Genomic DNA, 18,772 nt, shown 5'->3' on the forward strand with positions numbered 1-18,772 from the left:
GCCGATCGGGGTGGCGGGGTGTTGCCGCCGCCCGCGACGGAGGGGGACTGACGGCACGTAGCGCGGACAGAATCGACCGACGGGGGGTGTGGCCCCGATCACAGCGGGAGGCAGTGGTGAAGACAGCGACACTGGGACCGGCGCAGCGTGCCGAGGCGCTCGCCCGAATGGCGGAGCGGGAGCTGGACATCTTGGTGGTCGGCGGCGGAGTCGTCGGCGCCGGTACGGCACTGGACGCGGCGACGCGCGGGCTGGCCACCGGACTGGTCGAGGCGCGCGACTGGGCCTCCGGCACCTCCAGCCGCTCCAGCAAGCTCATCCACGGCGGCCTGCGGTATCTGGAGATGCTGGACTTCGCGCTGGTCAGAGAGGCGCTGAAGGAACGCGGACTGCTGCTGGAGCGGCTGGCGCCGCATCTGGTGAAGCCGGTGCCGTTCCTCTACCCGCTGCAGCACAAGGGCTGGGAGCGCTGGTACGCCGGTTCGGGCGTCGCGCTCTACGACGCCATGTCGGTCTCGTCCGGGCACGGCCGCGGGCTGCCGATCCACCGGCATCTCTCCCAGCGCCGCGCCCTGCGGGTGGCGCCCTGCCTCAAGAAGGAGGCCCTGGTCGGGGCGTTGCAGTACTACGACGCACAGATGGATGACGCGCGCTTCGTGATGACGCTGGTGCGGACCGCCGCGGCGTACGGGGCCCAGGTCGCCAACCGGGCCCGCGTGGTGGGCTTCCTGCGCGAGGGCGAGCGGGTGGTCGGCGCGCGGGTGCAGGACGTCGAGGCGGGCGGCGAGTACGAGATCCGCGCCCGGCAGATCGTCAACGCCACCGGGGTGTGGACCGATGACACCCAGGCGCTGATCGGTGAGCGCGGGCAGTTCCACGTCCGCGCGTCCAAGGGGATCCACCTGGTCGTGCCCAAGGACCGCATCCACGCGACGACCGGGCTGATCCTGCGCACCGAGAAGAGCGTGCTCTTCGTCATCCCGTGGGGACGGCACTGGATCATCGGGACGACGGACACCGACTGGGATCTGGACAAGGCCCATCCGGCGGCGTCCAGCGCCGATATCGACTATCTGCTGGAGCATGTCAACTCGGTCCTCGCCACGCCGCTGACCAGGGACGACGTGGAAGGCGTCTATGCGGGCCTGCGGCCGCTGCTGGCCGGTGAGTCGGACGCGACCAGCAAGCTGTCGCGTGAGCACACGGTCGCGCACCCGGTGCCCGGCCTCGTCGTGGTCGCGGGCGGCAAGTACACGACGTACCGGGTGATGGCCAAGGACGCCGTGGACGAGGCGGTGCACGCGCTGGACCAGCGGGTCGCCGAGTGCGTGACGGAGGACGTGCCGCTGGTCGGCGCCGAGGGCTACAAGGCGCTGTGGAACGCGCGGGCCCGCACCGCGGCGCGCACCGGCCTGCACGTGGCGCGCGTGGAGCATCTGCTGAACCGCTACGGCTCGCGCGCCGAGGAGCTGCTGGAGCTGGTGGTGGCCGATCCGTCGCTGGGCGAACCGCTGGCCGCCGCCGACGACTATCTGCGGGCCGAGGTCGTGTACGCCTGCACGCACGAGGGCGCCCGCCACCTCGACGACGTACTGACCCGGCGGACCCGCATCTCCATCGAGACCTTCGACCGGGGCACCCGCAGCGCCCGCGAGGTGGCCGAGCTGATGGCGCCCGCGCTGGGCTGGGACACCGACCGGGTCGAGAAGGAGATCGCCCACTACGAGAAACGGGTGGAGGCGGAGCGCGAATCGCAGCGGCAGCCGGACGATCTGACGGCGGACGCGGCACGGCTGGGCGCACCGGACATCGTGCCGTCGTAGCCGGGGGCTCGGGTGACGGACCCGCGCCCCGGCGGCCGTCAGGGACCGGACCGGGCCGTCCGCCCGCGCGTGGCGGCGGCCCGGTGCCCCGCGGTGCGCCGGGACGGTGGGCAGAACTCCGCGGTCAGCACGTCCGTGCCGTGCCCCGGGACGGCGAGCGGCGCGGTGTTGACCCGGTAGCTGACGAGGTGCCGGCCGTCGGCGGTGCCCGCGGTCTGCGCGTACGAGCCGTTGATATCGCCGTTGTGGCCCCAGACCGTGACACCACAGGGCAGCACGGTGGCGTACAGGCCGAGGCCGTAGGCGCCGCCGGTGCCCCGCTCGCTGCGCAGCTGGGCCATCTGACGCGGCGGCAGCAGCGCGCCGCCGAGCAGCGCCGCGAAGAACCGGTTGAGGTCGCCGAGGGTGGTGACCATCTCGCCGGCCGCCCCCGCCCGGCTCGGGTCCAGGGCTGTGACGTCCACCCGGCGGCCGCCGGCCCGGGAGTAGGCGCGGCCGTGCGGCTCGGGCAGGTCCGGGTCGGTGCCGGGGAAGGAGGTGTCGCGGAGCCCGACGGGGCCGATGACGCGGCGGCGGATCTCCTCGGCGTACGGGTGCCCGGTGACGCCCCTGATGAGCAGGCCGAGGACGAGGTAGTTGGTGTTGGAGTAGGCGAAGGGGGCGCCGCGCCCGCCCGCCGGGCCGTGCGAGCGGGGACCGGCGGCGGCCGTCGGTTGGTGGCTCAGCGCGATCCGCAGCAGCTCCGCCGGGGTGTGGTGGTCGTAGCGGTGGGCGCGGAACCCCCTGCCGCGCAGCTGCCGGGCGAGCCTCGGATCCGCGGTGTAGTCGAACAAGCCGGTCGTGTGGTCCAGCAGCTGGCGGACCGTTACCTGGCGCAGGACGCCGCGTTCGCCCGGCCCGATGCCCGGTACGCCCGGCGGCAGATGCCGGTCCGCGGTGTCGTCCAGGGACAGCTTTCCCTCGGCGGCGAGTTGCAGGACGACGGTCGCGACCACGGTCTTGGTGAGGCTGCCGGCCCGGAAGTGGTCGGTGCGCTTCATAGGGCGACCGGTGCGCAGATCGGCGACACCCGCCGTGGTGAAACGGGAGGCGCGGATGCGGCCGTCGCGGGTGCTGAGCGAGGCGGCGCCCGGGGCCCCGTCGGCCACCAGCCGGTCCAGGGCGCGCCCGGCCGCGGCCGACGGCGCCCCGGTCTCCGCGGGCGGGACCCGGTCGCGCCGCGGTGCGCCCGTACAGCCCGTCAGGGCCAGTGTCAGGGCGGCGGCCAGGGCGGTGAGCGCGATGGTACGGCGGCGGGCGGCGCTCGCCGAGGCGGCGCGAGGTGACCGCAGCGTCATCGGGACTCCCGTTCGTCGGGGCCATCATGACGGGTGCGCGCGGTGCCGTCCGTCGCGGACCCGGGCCTTCCCCACGGCTGCGGATGAGGGAGAATGAAGGCTCTGCCAGGGTGGGTTGTCCGAGTTGGGCCAGTTTGGTGAGCGACGGAAAAGCGAAGCTGCCAACTCGGCTGGATTACAGAGGGGATTCAGTGGGCGACGAGGTCGAGATGGACGGCAAGGAGGGCAGGCTGCTCGCCGGCCGGTACCGGCTCGCCGATGTTCTCGGCCGGGGCGGCATGGGCACGGTATGGCGTGCTCGCGACGAGGTCCTGGGCCGTACGGTCGCGGTCAAGGAGCTGCGCTTCCCGGGCGGGGTCGAGGAGGACGAGAAGCGTCGTCTGATCACCCGCACCCTGCGCGAGGCCAAGGCGATCGCCCGGATCCGCAACAACGGTGCCGTGACGGTCTTCGACGTGGTCGACGAGGACGACCGGCCGTGGATCGTGATGGAGCTCGTCGAGGGCCGCTCGCTGGCCGAGGTCATCCGCGACGACGGCGCGCTCACCCCGCGCCGCTCCGCCGAGGTCGGCCTCGCCGTACTGGACGTGCTGCGCGCCGCCCACCGCGAGGGCATCCTGCACCGCGATGTGAAGCCGTCCAACGTCCTGATGTCGGACGACGGCCGCGTCGTACTGACCGACTTCGGCATCGCGCAGGTCGAGGGCGACCCCTCCGTCACCTCCACCGGCATGCTCGTCGGCGCGCCCTCGTACATCTCGCCGGAGCGGGCCCGCGGGCACAAGCCCGGCCCGCCCGCCGACATGTGGTCGCTGGGCGGCCTGCTGTACGCCTGCGTCGAGGGCGTACCGCCGTACGACAAGGGGTCGGCGATCGCGACGCTGACGGCGGTGATGACCGAGCCGGTCGACCCGCCGAAGAGCGCCGGTGCGCTGGAAGAGGTCATCTACGGCCTGCTGGTGAAGAACCCGGCGGGCCGGCTGGACGACGCGGGCGCCCGCGCCCTGCTGCTGGACGTCGTGCACGGACCGGAGGACACCGGTCCGCAGGCGCCGGAGCCCGCCCTGGACGCCACCCGCGCGATGGCGCTGCCGACGGTGCCCGAGGAGCGGGCCCCGGCCCGCCCCGCGGCCCGGCCGGCGAAGCCGAAGCCGAAGGCGGCCGGACCGAAGCCGCAGCGCAAACCGAAGCCCGCGCAGCAGACACGGCCGGGTACGGCCGGCAGCGGGGCGGCCGGGGCGCCGGGCGCGCCGGAGCGGGCCGGGTCCGGGCAGCCGCCGGCCGGAGCGGCGGGCCGGTACGGGACGGACCGCCCGGCGGGGGACCGCCCGGCGACGGACCGGCCGGGATTCGACAAGGACGCCGCCAAGGAGCGGATGCGCGGCGCCCTCCGGTCCGTGCGCGAGGCCGCCACCGCCGCGACCGCCGCGACCCGCGCCGGCTCCGGACCGGGCGACGGCAGCAGCCGGCCGGCCCCGCCGCGGGCCTCGGTGACCGATGTGGTCCCGCGCCGCACCCTGATCATCGTGGCCGTGGTGATCGCGGTGGCGATCGTGGGCACGGTGCTGGCGTTCGCGCTCGGCGGCGACGGCCCGAGCACGGATGCGTCCGGCACGAAGGACAAGGCGTCCGCGAGCCAGGCATCGTCCACGGCGGACCGGTCCGGTACCGGCGAGGAGCCCGCGAAGCAGCTGCCGGGCACCCCGCCGCCGCAGTCGGGCAGCGGCGCCGCGAAGGACGGCCAGGCGCTGCCGGACGGCTTCGGTGCGGTCGCCAACGGCCAGTACCGGTTCGCCATGGCGATGCCCAAGGGGTTCCGGCAGTCGGGCACCGCGGGGAAGAACTCCGGCGCCATCTACAGCGCGTCGGGCGGCTTTCCGCGTGTCCAGGTCGACTACAACGCCAAGCCCGGCACCGACGCGGCGGCATCCTGGCACAGCCAGGAGCCGAGTGTGCGCGGCTCCAGCGACAACTACCACCTGATCGGCATCGCCCCCGTCAAGTGGCGGGACTATCCGACCGTCGCGGACTGGTCGTTCACCCGCACCCAGGGCGGTGTGCAGGTGCAGGTGCTCAACCGCGGTTTCAAGGCCGACGACAAGCACGGCTACGCCATCATGATCACCTGCAAGGCGGACGCGTGGTCGGACACGGAGTGCCGGCAGCTGCGCGAGACGGCGTTCCAGACGTTCACGGTGAAGGACTGACACCGCCCGGCAGCACTCCGCGGCGGGTGCGGTTGCGCCGGGCGGGCCGCAACTCCGCGGCCGGGCCCGTATCGTGAGACGCCGCGGGCCGTACACCTCCGCGATGGGCGGGAAAACGACCGGAAGTGACCGTAGGTGCGCGCCGCGGTCCGGCTCCGGGGACGGCTGGCAGCGCGCGCTGTGGGGAGGCGCCGTGGACGCGTACGCGGGGAGAGTGCTCGCCGAGCGCTACCGCCTGCCACTGCGGCCGGCGGGCGACGACGAGTTCACCGAGACCCGGGCACTGGACACGTACAGCGGGCAGGAGATCCTGCTCCGCCAAGTGCCGCTGCCGGAGGTCGTGGAGGCGGAGTTCGTCGACGAGGCGGCGCAGGACGGTGGCCGCGGCGGCGGTCCGTGGGACGGGCCGTACGGCGGCGCGGCCCCCGCGCTCCGGGGCGGCCGTGCGCGGGGCACGGGGGTGGCCGACCGCAGCCCCCGGGATCCCGCCGTACGGCGGGCGCTGGAGGCGGCGACGGCGGCGGCCCGGCTGCCCGACCACCCCCGGCTCGACCAGGTCTTCGACGTGTTCGTGCAGGACGGCAGCCTCTGGATCGCGGGCGAACTGATCCCGGCCCGCCCGCTGTCCGCGCTGCTCGCCGGGCGGACGCTCTCCCCGCACCGCGCCGCGGAAATAGCAGCCGACGTCCTCACGGCGCTGCGCACCCTGCACGCGCACGGCTGGCTCCACCGCAATATCACCGCCCGTACGGTCCTGATCTGCGACGACGGCCGGGCCATCCTGAGCGGTCTGGCGGTGGGCGCGGCCCAGGAGGCGCTCTGCGGGTACGACCCGGTGCCGGGAGAGGCAGGGGAGACGGGGGAGGCGACGGCGATCCGGGAGCCCGGCGCGGGGACCGGCGCGTTCCTGGTAAAGGCCCCGCCGCGCGATGTCGAACTTGCCAAGTACGCTCCTGCTGAGGGCAGTTCAGCCGGATCCGGGTCCGCCGCGTACGGCCGCCCGCTCGGTGGGCTCGCCGCGGAACGGGCGCGGCAGACGCGGCTGGCCGTCATCGGGCCCGTCACCGAACGCTGGGCACCGGAGCAGGCCGGGCCGGTGCACGAGGCGGGGCCGTCGGCGCCGCAGGCAGGCCCGGCCACCGACCTGTGGGCGGTCGGCGCGCTGCTCTTCCGCGCGGTGCGGGGCCGTGCGCCGTACCCCGAGGAGAGCGCCGCCGAACTGGCCCGGCTGGTGTGCTCGTGGCCGCCCGTCACGGCCGAGGACTGCGGTGACCTGCGGCCCGTCGTCGAATCGCTGCTGTGCCGGGACCCCGCCGGCCGCCCGGACATCGAGGAACTGCGCGGCCGGCTGCGGTCGCTGATCCGTACGGCGCCCGAGGCGGAGATCGGCACCCGGGCGGTGACGATGCCGGCGCTGGACGGGGCCGCCGCCGATCCGCGACGGCTGCCGGCCGTGCGGCGGCGCGGCGAACTCGTCCGCGAGGGACGGCGGGAGAAGGGCCGGGACCGCCGCACACCGGGCTCGCGGCCACCGTCCGCCACACCCGTCCCCGCGTCCGGCCCCGCTTCCGGACCGGCGGCGACCGCTCCCGTGCCTCGTCCGCGACGGCTCCCCGAGCAGTCCGATGCCCCTCGCCGGCCCCGGACCGAACGGCAGCCCCGGGCGACCGGACCCGCCAAGGCCATGGTCCCGGTGAAGCCGGCCAAGCAGCCCAAGCCGGTCGGACAGGCCAAGCCGGTGAAGCCGGTGAAGGGCCCCAAGAAGGCGTCCAAGTCCGCTCGGCAGCGGGCCGCTCAGCACAACGAGCAGCAGATGATGGGCCAGGTGGGACTGGAGCGGGTGGGGGCGGCGCCGACCGGCCCGCCGGACGCGGCGAGACCCTCGCGGGCGCCGCGCGCCCGCGGGCCGCGGCACCTCGGCCGGCTGCTGCTCGCCGTGATCCTGCTCCTGGTCGTGGCGGCGATCGCCTACGCCTTCGTGTTCATGCCGAAGTCGGGTGCGGACACCGGGGACGGTCCGGCCGGCGCCGACCGTACCGGCGCGGCGCCCGCGGGCCGGGGCGATGGGCGGGACGGGGGCGCGGGCGCCGGCGCAACGCAGACCACCGCGCCCGCGGGCCTCGCCAAGGGCTTCGAGGTGCGCAAGGACCCCCAGGGCTTCCAGGTCGCGGTCCGGAAGGGCTGGGAGCGGCGCGGTGCGAACGACCGGGGACAGGTCCGGTACGTCGGCGGCGACTACGAGCTGGTGATCGTGCCCGGTCGCGACACCACCGCCCACTTCGGCACCGACCCGATGGCGTACCAGCAGGACAGGGAGGCGGAGTTGCAGCCGTACCGCGACTCCGGCTGGTCCTCGTCGTCCCGGCTGCGGCGGACGGACGTCGGGAAGACCGCGATGGCGGAGGGCACCTTCACCTGGCGCGACAGCAGCGGCCGCGAGGTGTACGTCCGCAACCTCGCGATGATCCACGACGGCCGCTACCACCTCGTCCTCGTCATCGGCCCGAACACCGGGCGCCGCGAGGCGGACCTCCTCTACCAGCAGGCCACGGACGCATACCGGCCCGGCTGACGCCCGGCGGGCCGCGGGCTCCGCGGCGGAAAATGGCGGTGCGGGCGCCGACACGGCCTGTTACGGTCACCGGCATGAAGCGCGCTGCCATGACGACGACGCCGGAGAGTGTCCCGGCGCGCTGACAGATGTCTTGATCCGAAGCCCCGGGGCGAGTGCCCCGGGGCTTTGCCATGGGGGTCCCGCCGGCCGGCGGCCGGGGAACGTCACTCGCCCGATATCCGCGAGGAGACCGCCATGTACGACCACCGCAAACTCGGCCTGTTCGACACCGACCCGCTGATCGGCGCGGGACTGCCCTAATGGCTGCCCGACGGCGCGACCGGACGGCACACCCTGGAGGAGTACATCCGCGCCGCCGAGCGGCGGGCGGGCTACCGGCACGTGTACTCGCCGGTGCTCGGCAAACGGGAGCTGTACGAGATCTCGGGGCACCGGTCGCACTACAGCGAGGATATGTTCCCCCGATGGACCTCGGCGGCGAGCAGGTCGTCCTGCGGCCGAGCCTCTGTCCGCACCACGCGCTGATCTACCGCTCCCGCTCGCACCGTTACCGCGAACTGCCGCTGCGCATGGCCGGTGGCGTCCGTTGCGTACAACGGCATCCTTCATGCGTACCAAACCACCCGGAATGCCCATGCGTGGGAGGTGGCGGCGCAACAATCGGCGTTCCGGCGACTCACGGCTGCATCCGAGGTCGGACCCGGCCCACAGGGCCGTGCTTCCTCAGGGACTGCCGAGGATGGAGACATGCGGTGAACCTTCGATTGATCGCCCAATTCGCCCAAGGCGGCGGGCACAAGAAGGATGAAGGCGAGGGGGACGGACACCCCGGTCAGCCGTGGACGCCGACTGACGAGCCCACTCCCGACGGCGGGCAGCCTGACGGCGGCGGAGATCACCGAAAGTGACCGGCTCCATTGATAGGGCGGGGCGGCCCGCTCCGGATGAGCTGGGCCGCTCCCTGCTCGCGTCCGGTGCGCTGTCGGCTGAGTGGGCGCCCTCGTTCGCGGCCGTGCCGCGCAGTGCCTTCCTGCCCGATCTGATGTGGCCGCACGACATGGGCACCGGCCGGAACGTCGCAGTCGACAGGACGCGCGATCCGCAGGCTTGGCGGAGGTATGCGGACTCCGACGTCCCGATCGTCACGCAGTGGGACGACGGCGCCCACGACGGCACCGCACCGGGAAAGTCGTTCAGTTCGTCGTCCTCCATGCCGAGCCTGGTCTTCCGCATGCTCGCCGACCTCGATGTGCGGGCGGGTCAGCGGGTGCTGGAGATCGGTACCGGTACCGGGTGGAACGCCGCGTTGCTCGCCCACCGCCTCGGGCCCTCGAACGTGGTCACGCTGGAAGTCGATGCCGCTGTCGCGTCATCCGGGCGTGCGGCGCTGGAGCGGTTCGGGCTGCCTGCCGAAGTGGTGCACCGGGACGGGGCGTACGGGTATGCCGAAGGGTCCCCGTACGACCGCATCGTGGCGACCTGCGGTCTGCGGCGTATCCCGTTCGCGTGGGTGGCGCAGGCGAAGCCGGGCGGCGTGCTACTTGTGCCGTGGGGAACGTACTTCGGGCCGGCCGAGGCGACGGCCCGGCTGGTGGTCGCCGAGGACGGCCGGAGCGCGTCCGGGCCCTTCACGCAGCCGGTGGCCTTCATGCGCATGCGGTCGCAGCGCTTCGTCTGGCCACGGCACGACGCATACGTACCGGCGGGGGCGATGGACCGCGCGGACATCTCGTTCACGACCCTTACCGGAGCCGAGTTCGCCACGGGGAGCTTCGACATCGTCGGGTTCGTCATCGGCCTGCGGGTCCGCGACTGCGCGCACAACGCCGACCGCGAGCGCGACGGCAGGCGGGCCGTGTGGTTCTACGGGCTGTCCGACACGTCGTGGGCCGTGGCGGTGTTCCGGGACGACCGGAAGGCAGCCAAGGTCTACCAGTCCGGGCCGCGCCGCCTCTGGGACGAGGTGGAGGCCGCCTACCGCTGGTGGGACGGCCACGGCAGGCCGGGCTTCGAACGCTTCGGACTCACCGTTACGGAAGAGGGCCAACGCGCCTGGCTGGATGCTCCCTCGCAGGTGATCGTGCGGTAGGCGGCACCCCACCTCGAAGAGGTGCGCGACATCGGCGGAGCGTACAACTGTCGTGCCATGCAGGCCGGGACGGAACATCAGACCCTCGGGCAGGGTACGGGGCTTCGCGGTCGTCGGTCACGGCTGATCCGCGAACCGCTCCCGCAACTCCCCTTTGAGGACCTTGCGGAGGGTCGCGCCGCGCGGCAGGGCGGGCAGTACCTCCAGTTGTTCGGGGAGTTTGTGCGGTGCCAGGCCCCGGGCGCGGAGATACGCGGCGACCGAGGCGAGCGTCAACTCGCGTGCTCCCGGCGGCTGTTCGACGACCGCGCAGACCCGTTCGCCGCGTTCCGGGTCCGGCAGGCCGATGACGGCGGCGTCGGCCACGTCCGGGTGCCGGTGGAGGAGGCCCTCGATCTCCTGGGCGGAGATGTTCTCGCCCTTGCGGATGATGATGTCCTTGAGGCGGCCGGTGACGACGAGATGGCCGGTGTCGGTGAGGTACCCGAGGTCGCCGGTCGGCAGGAAGCCGTCCGCATCGAAGGGGTCCGGTTCGCCGAGGTAGCCGCGGCAGACGGCCGGGCCGCGCAGCAGTATCTCGCCGCTGCCGGGCGCGATCCGGATCTCCATACCGTCCGGTGGCCGCCCGTCGGTCGCGGCGAGGTGTGCGGGGTGGTCCGACGGGTCGCCCATGGTGACCATCGGGGCCTCGGTCATCGCGTAGCCGTGGGCGAGTTGGCAGCCCAGTTCGGCGACCACCTCGTGGTACAGCTCGGGCGGTCTGGGCGCGCCGCCGCCGGCCAGCAGGCGCAGCGACGGCAGCAGCCGGCGGCCGGGCGGCAGTTTGCGCTGTTCGGCGAGGAAGAGGGTGTAGAAGGCGGTGGAGCCGCCCGCCAGGGTGACGCGGTGGCGGCGGTAGGCGGCGAGCGAGCCGGGCAGCGCGAAATGCTCCAGGAGGACGGCCGGAATGCCGTGCAGAAGCAGCATGACGGTGTAGTCGGGCCCCGCGACATGGGCGTACGGGAAGGCCATGGAGCCGACGTCGGACGGTTCGATGCGCAGGGCCTCCGCCAGCCGGCCGCCCGCCGTGAGCAGGCTGTGGTCGGTGTGCAGGACGCCCCTGGGGGCGGCGGTGGTGCCGGAGGTCCAGTAGATCCAGCGGACCGCGTCGCCGTCGGCGGGCGGTGCGGGCAGCACGGCGGGATCGCCGTCCGGCAGCGTGTCGTACGCCTCGATGACGGTGAGCGGGCCGGGCAGTCCGGGGGCCAGGCGGCGGGCCATCGCGGTGTGGTCGACACCGCGCCAGGTGCCGGGTACGGCGAAGAAGGCCGCGCGGGTGCGCCGCAGCACCTGGTCCACCTCGTGGTCGCGGTAGAGCGGGACGACGGGGCTCTGTACGGCGCCGAGACGGGCCAGCGCGAGGCTGAACAGCACCGTCTCGATGCGGGTCGGGAGCTGCCAGACGACCCGGCTGCCGGGGCGTACGCCCTGCTCGTACAGACCGGCCGCGACGCGTTCGGCGCGCAGGCGCAGGGCGCCGAAGGTGATCCGGCGCTCGTGCCGGGCGCTTTCGGCGCCCTGGATGAGGGCGGGTGCGTCCGGGGTACGTGCGGCGCGCCGGGCGACCAGGTCCCACAGGGTGGGGGTGGCGGGCATGTGTGCCCCTCTCCGTGGCCGGGCGTGAGCGGTGGCAGCGTGCTGACGATGTGTCAGGTATCTCGCGGAGCGTAGGGCTGTGCGCCTTGTCGGTCCAGAGGGTCGGGGCTAGCCTCATTCCCTGACAGGTTTCTGACAGGCCGTCAGATTGGGGAGCCAGATGGAGCTACCGCGCATCATCAGCGTCGACGACCATGTGATCGAGCCCGCGCACCTCTTCGAGACCTGGCTGCCGGCGAAGTACCGCGACCGCGGACCGCGCCCGCTGACCACGGGCATCGGCGAACTGGCGTACACCGGCGGCAAATACGTCATCACCATGGACCCGGACGGACCGCCGGCCGACTGGTGGATCTACGAGGACCTGAAGTTCCCGTACAAGCGCAATATCGCCGCCGTCGGCTTCGACCGTGACGATATGACGCTGGAGGGCATCACCCGGGCCGAGATGCGGCGCGGTTGCTGGGATCCGGCCGAGCGGCTCAAGGACATGGACCTCAACCACGTCGAGGCGTCGCTCTGCTTCCCGACCTTCCCGCGCTTCTGCGGCCAGACCTTCGCCGAGGCGCACGACAAGGAGGTCGCACTCGCCTGCGTGCGCGCGTACAACGACTGGATGGTGGAGGAGTGGTGCGGGGACAGTGGGGGCCGCCTCATCCCGCTCTGCCTCATTCCCCTCTGGGACATCGACCTCGCGGTCGCCGAGATCCGGCGGAACGCGGCGCGCGGCGTCCGGGCGGTCACCTTCTCCGAGATCCCCACGCACCTCGGGCTGCCGTCCATCCACAGCGGCTACTGGGATCCGTTCTTCGCGGAGTGCGAGGCCACCGGCACGGTCGTGTGCATGCACATCGGGTCCAGTTCGCAGATGCCCGCCGCCTCGCCCGACGCGCCCCCCGCGGTGCAGGCGTCGCTCAGCTTCAACAACGCGATGGCCTCGATGATGGACTTCCTCTTCAGCGGTGTACTGGTGAAGTTCCCCCGCCTCACACTCGCCTACAGCGAGGGCCAGATGGGCTGGATCCCGTACGCCCTGGAGCGCGCCGACGACGTCTGGGAGGAGCACCGCGCCTGGGGCGGGGTGCGCGATCTGATCCCCGAACCGCCGTCCTCGTACTACTACCGGCAGATCTACTGCTGCTTCTTCCGCGATAAGCACGGCGTCGCCTCGCTGGACGTCGTCGGCCGCGACAACGCCACCTTCGAGACCGACTACCCGCACGTCGACTCGACCTTCCCGCACACCAAGGACGTCGCCCTGGACCACGTCCAGGGCCTGGACGAGGAGACGGTCTTCAAGCTGATGCGGGGCAACGCGATCCGGATGCTCGGCCTCGATCCGGACCCCGGCCCCGTCCGGTCCGGCGCGTAGCGGGGGCCCGGGTGGATCTCGCGTACACGGCGGAGGAGGAGGACTTCCGGGCGCGCCTGCGGCGGTGGCTCGGCGAGGTGCTGCCGCGCCTCCCGGCGAAGCCCGCCGCGGCCGACTGGCCGGGCCGCCGGGCGTACGACGCGGCCTGGCAGCGGATGCTGTACGACGCCGGGTACGCGGGTCTGCACTGGCCGCGGGACGCCGGCGGGCAGGGCGCCACACCGACCCAGCACCTGATCTTCCTGGAGGAGACCGAACGGGCCGGGGCGCCGTACGTCGGCGCGAACTTCGTCGGACTGCTGCACGCCGGACCGACCGTCGCCGCCGAGGGCACCGCCGCCCAGCGCGCCCGCTGGCTGCCGCCGATCCTGCGCGGCGACGAGATCTGGTGCCAGGGCTTCAGCGAACCGGACGCCGGCTCCGACCTGGCGTCGCTCCGTACGCGGGCGGTGCGCGACGGCGACACGTATGTCGTCAGCGGGTCCAAGCTCTGGACCTCGCACGCCGAGGTCGCCGACTGGTGCGAGCTGCTGGTCCGTACGGACCCCGCGGCGCCCCGGCACCGCGGTATCAGCTGGCTGGCGATGCCGATGGACGCGCCCGGGGTGACCGTCCGGCCGCTGCGTACGCTCGCCGGGTCGGCGGAGTTCGCCGAGATGTTCCTCGACGAGGTCCGGGTACCGGTCGGCAACCGCGTCGGCGCGGAGCACGACGGCTGGCGGGTGACGATGGTGACCCTCTCCTTCGAACGCGGCACCGCCTTCGTCGGCGAGGTCGTCGCCTGCCGCCGGGTGCTCGGCGAGCTGGCCCGTACGGCGCGCGCCAACGGCCGCTGGGACGACGCCGTACTGCGCCGCAGGCTCGGCGGGCTGGCCGCGGAGTTCACGGCGCTGTGGCGGCTCACCCAGTGGAACGTGAGCGAGGCGCAGCGCTCCGGGGGCGTGCCGGGGACCGGCGGCTCGGTCTTCAAGCTGCGCTATTCGCACGCCCGCCAGGAGCTGTACGACGCGGCGGCCGAGGTGCTGGGGGCCGGTGCGCTGGACGCCGGCCATACCTGGGTCGCGGACCGGCTCGCCGCCCTCTCGTACACGATCGCGGCCGGTACCTCGCAGATCCAGCAGAACATCGTCGCCGAGCGGATCCTCGGCCTGCCGAAGGGCCGGTGACCGCCGCCGTGGACTTCCGACTCACCGATGACCAACGGGCGTTGCGGGACGGTACGCGGGAGCTGCTGGCCGGGCGGTTCGGCCGGGACCGGCTGCGCGCGGCGGTCGAGGCGCCCGCGCTGGACCGCGCGCTCTGGCGGGAGCTGGGCGAGGCGGGGTTCTTCGCGCTGCGGCTGCCGGCGGCGGCCGGCGGGGTCGGGCTGGGCCTGCCGGAAGCGGTGCTGGTCTTCGAGGAGGCGGGGCGGGCGCTGCTGCCGGGTCCGCTGGTGGCCTGCCAGGTGCTGGCCTCGGTGGTGGACGGCGTCGCGACCGGTGAGCGGATCGCCGGGCTCTGCGCGGCGGCGGCCGGTCCGGTGCTGTGGGAACACCCGGCCGACTGTGACGAGTTGATCTTGGTGGAGGGGGCGGGGAAGGAAGGGGAGGGCGACAGGGCGTTCCGGGCCGCGGCGTCCGAGGTGGCCGCCGCCCCGCTGGCATCCGTCGATCCACTGACCCCGCTCGCCCGCCTCACGGACTTCCCGCGCACCGCCCCGCTGGCCCTGGACACGTCCCGGCTGCGCCGCGAGGCCGCGCTGCTCACCGCCGCCCAGCAGCTCGGCAGTGCGGCCCGGACGGTCGAGATGGCGGTCGACCACGCACGCCGGCGCGAGCAGTTCGGCGTGCCCATCGGCTCCTTCCAGGCGGTGAAGCACCTGTGCGCGCAGATGCTGGTACGTACCGAAATCGCCAGAAGTGCGGTATATGCGGCATCTGTGACCGGTGATGCCCTTGAGGTGGCCGGGGCGAAGCTGCTCGCCGACGAGGCCGCGGTGCGCAATGCCCGGGACTGCCTCCAGGTCCAGGGCGGTATGGGGTTCACCTGGGAGGCCGATGTCCATCTGCATCTCAAGCGGGCCTGGTTGCGGGCCGAGCGGTGGGGGGCGGCGCGCGAGCTGGCGGAACTGCTGGCGGAGGGGCTGGTGACGGGCGCGGAGGCGGAGTCCGAGGCCGGGGTGGTGGAGTGATCGCGTCGCCGTCCGGCGGCCGCCGGTATCAGACTCCGCCAACTTGCGCGCTCAATGTCGGGTTCCGCAGGCATAAGCGGTCACAGAGCGTCGATATCAGGTTGTGTCCTCTGTGTGACTCGTCACACGCGGAAGTCCGCGTTCCGCTCAGGTACGCTCCGTTGGGTGCGAGTGGTTCTGTGGCGCAGCGGTCACGGTGTCGTCGGTACGGCGACTCCGGGGTACGGACTGCGCGCCGCTCGCCTCGGACGGGGGTGCGAGACCCCCCCTTGTTCGACTCCCCGCAATGTGCGTCGCACAGTATGCAGCATGCCTACTCCCTTGCGCTGGAATATGCCCGAAGCGCTTGTTGGGGTGACTGAACGTCAATCATGCTGTGCTTCACCGGGATCACGCACCGTGACCCCGTGGAGGCGCGAGGCGATGTTTCCGCCGGTTCGGATGGTGTGAGCGGTGCAGGTGCTTCAGGTTCAGTTGGAGGTACGGCCGGACCCCGCGGAGGTGGGGCGGGCCCGCCGGTGGGCCCGGTCGCGGCTCGCGGGATCCGGCATAGGGGCGGACGAGCCGCTCGCGGAGACGCTGATTCTGCTGATCTCCGAACTCGTCACGAACGCCGTGGTCCATACCGGCTCCGCCGCCGAGCTGCGGATGTGCTTCTCCGGGTCGGGCGCGGTGGTGGGGACCGTACGCGTCGAGGTGGTGGACACCAGCGCCCGCCCGCCGCGCCAGCGGCACGCCGACGGGGACGACACCAACGGCCGCGGCCTGGAGCTGGTGGACGGCCTGGCGGACCGCTGGGGCTGGCAGCGGGAGGGCGGCGGTAAGCGCATCTGGTGCGAGGTGGACCGCTGCCAGTCGCTGCTGATGACGACGCGGGCCGAGCTGGGTGCGTACGAACCCCAATGGGCCATTACAAATCGGGCGTAACGGGATTAGTCTAGACCAGGTGTTGACGTGGCGTGACTTGTTGATCAACCTTGGGTGAGGCGATCCGCTGGGAGGGGACGCCGAGGTCGTGGGGGGAGCCGGAATTCCGGTCCAGGGCCTTGGCGCGTGCGGGTCGTGACCTGGACGGGTGGCGGTCCGCGGTGCCGCGCTCGGGGCGCGCATGGGCGTGCACCGCCACCCGACGGGTCCTCCGGCCGGCGGATCCCTCAGAGGATCGCCACGGGGGCGACCGGGGTGCCGGTGGCGCCGACGAAGGGTTCGGCCATCGCGGCCAGGAAGAACGTCCAGCGGCGCTCCGCCGCGCAGACCTCCGAGAGCTCCTCCAGGTTCCAGTTCTGGCCCTGTGGCATGCCCATTTCGACCAGATGCAGGGCGTGCACCGGCAGCCACAGGTCCTCGATCTCCGGCGGGAAGATCTCGAAGGTCAGGGTGTCGTTGGCGACGGCCGCGACATCGCGCGCGTGGAACCACTCCGGGGTGCGCAGCGAGAGGCCCGGTGAGGGGAACGCGTACGCCTGCCGGTCGCCGGCCAGGTAGTGCCGCAGCTGCCCGGTCCGTACGAGGACGATGTCACCGGCCCGGACCGCCGTACCGGCCAACTCCTCGGCGGTGTCGAGGTCTTCCGGGGTGATGGCGTACCCGCCGGGCAACTGCTCGGCGCCGTGCGCGCGGGCCACGTCGAGGAGGACGCCGCGGGAGGCGATCGGGGCGGCCTTCTCGATGCCGAGGACACCGGCGCCGCCGTGCGCGGTGACCGAGCCGGCGGGGCGGTTGTTGTAGAGCCGGCCGGAGTGCGAGACATGGGCGAGGCCGTCCCAGTGGGTGGCGGCCTGGAGGCCCATGGTGACCGTGTCGTCCGAGGTGGCGACCGTGCCGGGGCCGAAGATCTGCTGGTTGACGGCGGTCATGGTGTGCAGGGGGTTGATCCGGCCGGGGATCGCGCCGGTCTGCACACCGTCCTGGTGCAGCGGCAGTGCGAGGGGTATCCGGCGGCCGGTGCGGACCGTGCGGACGGCCTCCCGTACGACCTGGTCGGTGATCAGGTTCAGGGTGCCGGTCTCGTCCGCCGCGCCCCAGCGGCCCCAGTTGTTGACGCGTGCGGCGATGTCGTGGAACTCCTGCGGCAGGGGCATGGGCCCTCCTGGGGGCGGTTCGGTCCGGCTCGGGGTCTTGTGTTCGTATCGCGTCTGCTCAAAAATCTAACGGGCCGTCAGAAAGTGCGGGAAGGGGCGCGGTATGGGGAACTTCTTGGCCGGCAAGGTGATCGCCGTGACCGGGGCGGGGCGCGGTATCGGCCGGGCGGTCGCCCTCGCCTGCGCGGAGCAGGGCGCGAAGGTGATCGTCAACGACTACGGGGTCGCCATCGGCGGCGGCGAACCGAGCAGCGCGGTCGCCGCGGCGGTGGTGCAGGAGATCGAGGCCATGACCGCTGCCGCGGGCGGCGCGGGGGAAGACGGGCGCCCGGTGGCGCTGGCGGTCGCCGACGACGTCTCCACGATGGCGGGCGGGCAGCGGATCGTGGACACCGCGCTCGCGGAGTACGGGCGGCTCGACGGGGTCGTGTGCGTGGCCGGGATCCTGCGCGAGCGGATGCTCTTCAACATGTCCGAGGAGGAGTGGGATCCGGTCGTCGCCACCCACCTGAAGGGGACCTTCACCGTCTTCCGGGCGGCCGCCGCGGTGATGCGCAAACAGGGTTCCGGCACGCTGATCGGCTTCACCAGCGGCAACCACCAGGGCAGCGTCGCGCAGGCCAACTACTCCGCGGCGAAGGGCGGCATCATCTCGCTGGTGCGGAGCGCGGCACTGGGCCTGCACAAGTACGGGGTGACCGCCAACGCGGTGGCGCCGGTCGCGCGGACGCGGATGTCGGCGAACGTGCCGATGGAGCTGACGGAGATCGGCGAGCCGGAGGACGTGGCGGCGCTCGTCGTCTACCTGCTGAGCGAGCGGGCCCGCGAGCAGCGGATCACCGGGCAGGTGTACACGGTGGCGGGGGCGAAGATCGCCGTGTGGGCCCAGCCGAGGGAGCTGCGCTCCGTGTACACCGACGGGCAGTGGACGCCCGAGCGGGTCGCCGAGGTGCTGCCGGGGTCGGTGGGGGTGGATCCCATGCCGATGCTGGCGCGGCTGGAGGAGATGGCGGCGGCTGCGGGGGAGGGGCGGCGGCCGAATGCGTGAGGTTTTTTTGCCCCACGTTGTCGGGTGCGGCGACGTGGGTGGTTGCCGTTCGGGGTCTTCCCTTGCTGTCGGGTGCGGCGCCGTTCCGCTGCGCGGGCTTGTGGGGGTTCGAGCTTGCCGGTGCGGCCGGGGGTGGCCGGGGATTCTTTTTCCGCTGCGCGGGGCTTTGGGTGCGGTGGTGCGGCACCGGGGCCTGGTTCGGGGACTGCTTCGCTTTACGTCCCCGAACCAGGCCCCGGCGCCCCACCACCTCCCGTGGGTGGGTGGGAGATAGGCCGGTGGGGATGCGGGTCGTGGGACGGTCACCGGTCGGTCGTGGGGTTCTTCATTGGTGAGGGGGAGTGGGATGGAGTTCGGGTTCGGGGTTGCGGATGACGATTTTCGGGGGGAGGCGCGGGCTTGGCTGGGGGAGCGGCTCGGGGGGCGGTTTGCGGG

12 protein-coding genes and 1 pseudogene are annotated in these 18,772 nt (G+C 73.0%); 10 read left to right on the plus strand and 3 right to left on the minus strand.

Annotated features, from left to right (window positions below; translation table 11 throughout):
- Window positions 1–116: 116 nt before the first annotated feature.
- The gene (locus tag IH09_RS24825; RefSeq protein ID WP_052859692.1) at window positions 117–1,823 is read left to right on the plus strand and encodes a glycerol-3-phosphate dehydrogenase/oxidase; all 1,707 of its coding nucleotides are present in this window, start codon (window positions 117–119) and stop codon (window positions 1,821–1,823) included.
- 38 nt (window positions 1,824–1,861) lie between these two features.
- Here the strand turns inward: IH09_RS24825 and IH09_RS24830 are convergent, their stop codons facing one another.
- Window positions 1,862–3,160: a serine hydrolase domain-containing protein gene (locus tag IH09_RS24830; RefSeq protein WP_052859693.1), complete on the minus strand. Its 1,299-nt coding sequence runs from the start codon at window positions 3,158–3,160 to the stop codon at window positions 1,862–1,864.
- 191 nt (window positions 3,161–3,351) lie between these two features.
- On the opposite strand from IH09_RS24830, the gene IH09_RS24835 reads away from it, so the two are divergent.
- The 4 genes and pseudogenes from IH09_RS24835 to IH09_RS24845 all read left to right on the plus strand — a co-directional run bounded on the left by IH09_RS24835 (window position 3,352) and on the right by IH09_RS24845 (window position 10,031).
- Entirely contained in the window at window positions 3,352–5,367 is a 2,016-nt protein-coding gene (locus IH09_RS24835) for a serine/threonine-protein kinase (protein WP_404827281.1), read from the plus strand.
- Window positions 5,368–5,560: 193 nt separating this feature from the next.
- On the plus strand, window positions 5,561–7,939 hold the full coding sequence (locus IH09_RS24840; RefSeq protein ID WP_052859694.1) for a protein kinase: 2,379 nt from the start codon (window positions 5,561–5,563) through the stop codon (window positions 7,937–7,939).
- 237 nt (window positions 7,940–8,176) lie between these two features.
- A pseudogene (locus IH09_RS37860) lies at window positions 8,177–8,517 on the plus strand (threonine--tRNA ligase); the annotation flags it as partial.
- Window positions 8,518–8,846: 329 nt separating this feature from the next.
- Complete coding sequence (locus IH09_RS24845) at window positions 8,847–10,031, plus strand: methyltransferase domain-containing protein (RefSeq protein ID WP_318279537.1); 1,185 nt, start codon at window positions 8,847–8,849, stop codon at window positions 10,029–10,031.
- Window positions 10,032–10,148: 117 nt separating this feature from the next.
- On the opposite strand, the gene IH09_RS24850 is transcribed toward IH09_RS24845, so the two are convergent.
- Entirely contained in the window at window positions 10,149–11,666 is a 1,518-nt protein-coding gene (locus IH09_RS24850) for a class I adenylate-forming enzyme family protein (RefSeq protein WP_052859695.1), read from the minus strand.
- 160 nt (window positions 11,667–11,826) lie between these two features.
- On the opposite strand from IH09_RS24850, the gene IH09_RS24855 reads away from it, so the two are divergent.
- The 4 genes from IH09_RS24855 to IH09_RS24870 all read left to right on the plus strand — a co-directional run bounded on the left by IH09_RS24855 (window position 11,827) and on the right by IH09_RS24870 (window position 16,135).
- A complete protein-coding gene (locus IH09_RS24855) occupies window positions 11,827–13,038 on the plus strand; it encodes an amidohydrolase family protein (protein ID WP_052859696.1) in 1,212 nt (403 codons plus the stop codon).
- 11 nt (window positions 13,039–13,049) lie between these two features.
- On the plus strand, window positions 13,050–14,204 hold the full coding sequence (locus tag IH09_RS24860) for an acyl-CoA dehydrogenase family protein (protein ID WP_052859697.1): 1,155 nt from the start codon (window positions 13,050–13,052) through the stop codon (window positions 14,202–14,204).
- Between the two features lie 8 nt (window positions 14,205–14,212).
- The gene (locus IH09_RS24865; RefSeq protein WP_052859711.1) at window positions 14,213–15,208 is read left to right on the plus strand and encodes an acyl-CoA dehydrogenase family protein; all 996 of its coding nucleotides are present in this window, start codon (window positions 14,213–14,215) and stop codon (window positions 15,206–15,208) included.
- A 453-nt stretch (window positions 15,209–15,661) separates the two neighbouring features.
- On the plus strand, window positions 15,662–16,135 hold the full coding sequence (locus IH09_RS24870) for an ATP-binding protein (RefSeq protein ID WP_094791300.1): 474 nt from the start codon (window positions 15,662–15,664) through the stop codon (window positions 16,133–16,135).
- Window positions 16,136–16,362: 227 nt separating this feature from the next.
- Here the strand turns inward: IH09_RS24870 and IH09_RS24875 are convergent, their stop codons facing one another.
- Complete coding sequence (locus tag IH09_RS24875) at window positions 16,363–17,289, minus strand: cyclase family protein (RefSeq protein ID WP_052859699.1); 927 nt, start codon at window positions 17,287–17,289, stop codon at window positions 16,363–16,365.
- A 103-nt stretch (window positions 17,290–17,392) separates the two neighbouring features.
- Here IH09_RS24875 and IH09_RS24880 point away from each other — a divergent pair, with 103 nt between their 5' ends.
- On the plus strand, window positions 17,393–18,337 hold the full coding sequence (locus IH09_RS24880) for an SDR family oxidoreductase (protein ID WP_052859700.1): 945 nt from the start codon (window positions 17,393–17,395) through the stop codon (window positions 18,335–18,337).
- Window positions 18,338–18,772: the final 435 nt, after the last annotated feature.

The sequence above is a fragment of the Streptomyces celluloflavus genome (assembly GCA_000720995.1).
Lineage (GTDB): Bacteria > Actinomycetota > Actinomycetes > Streptomycetales > Streptomycetaceae > Streptomyces > Streptomyces celluloflavus.

What these genes read in the sequence shown, in the direction of transcription:
- IH09_RS24830 (WP_052859693.1), bottom strand. Translation starts at nt 3,160, where the DNA reads ATGACGCTGCGGTCACCTCGCGCCGCCTCGGCGAGCGCCGCCCGCCGC.
- IH09_RS24850 (WP_052859695.1), bottom strand. Translation starts at nt 11,666, where the DNA reads ATGCCCGCCACCCCCACCCTGTGGGACCTGGTCGCCCGGCGCGCCGCA.
- IH09_RS24855 (WP_052859696.1), top strand. Translation starts at nt 11,827, where the DNA reads ATGGAGCTACCGCGCATCATCAGCGTCGACGACCATGTGATCGAGCCC.
- IH09_RS24875 (WP_052859699.1), bottom strand. Translation starts at nt 17,289, where the DNA reads ATGCCCCTGCCGCAGGAGTTCCACGACATCGCCGCACGCGTCAACAAC.
- IH09_RS24880 (WP_052859700.1), top strand. Translation starts at nt 17,393, where the DNA reads ATGGGGAACTTCTTGGCCGGCAAGGTGATCGCCGTGACCGGGGCGGGG.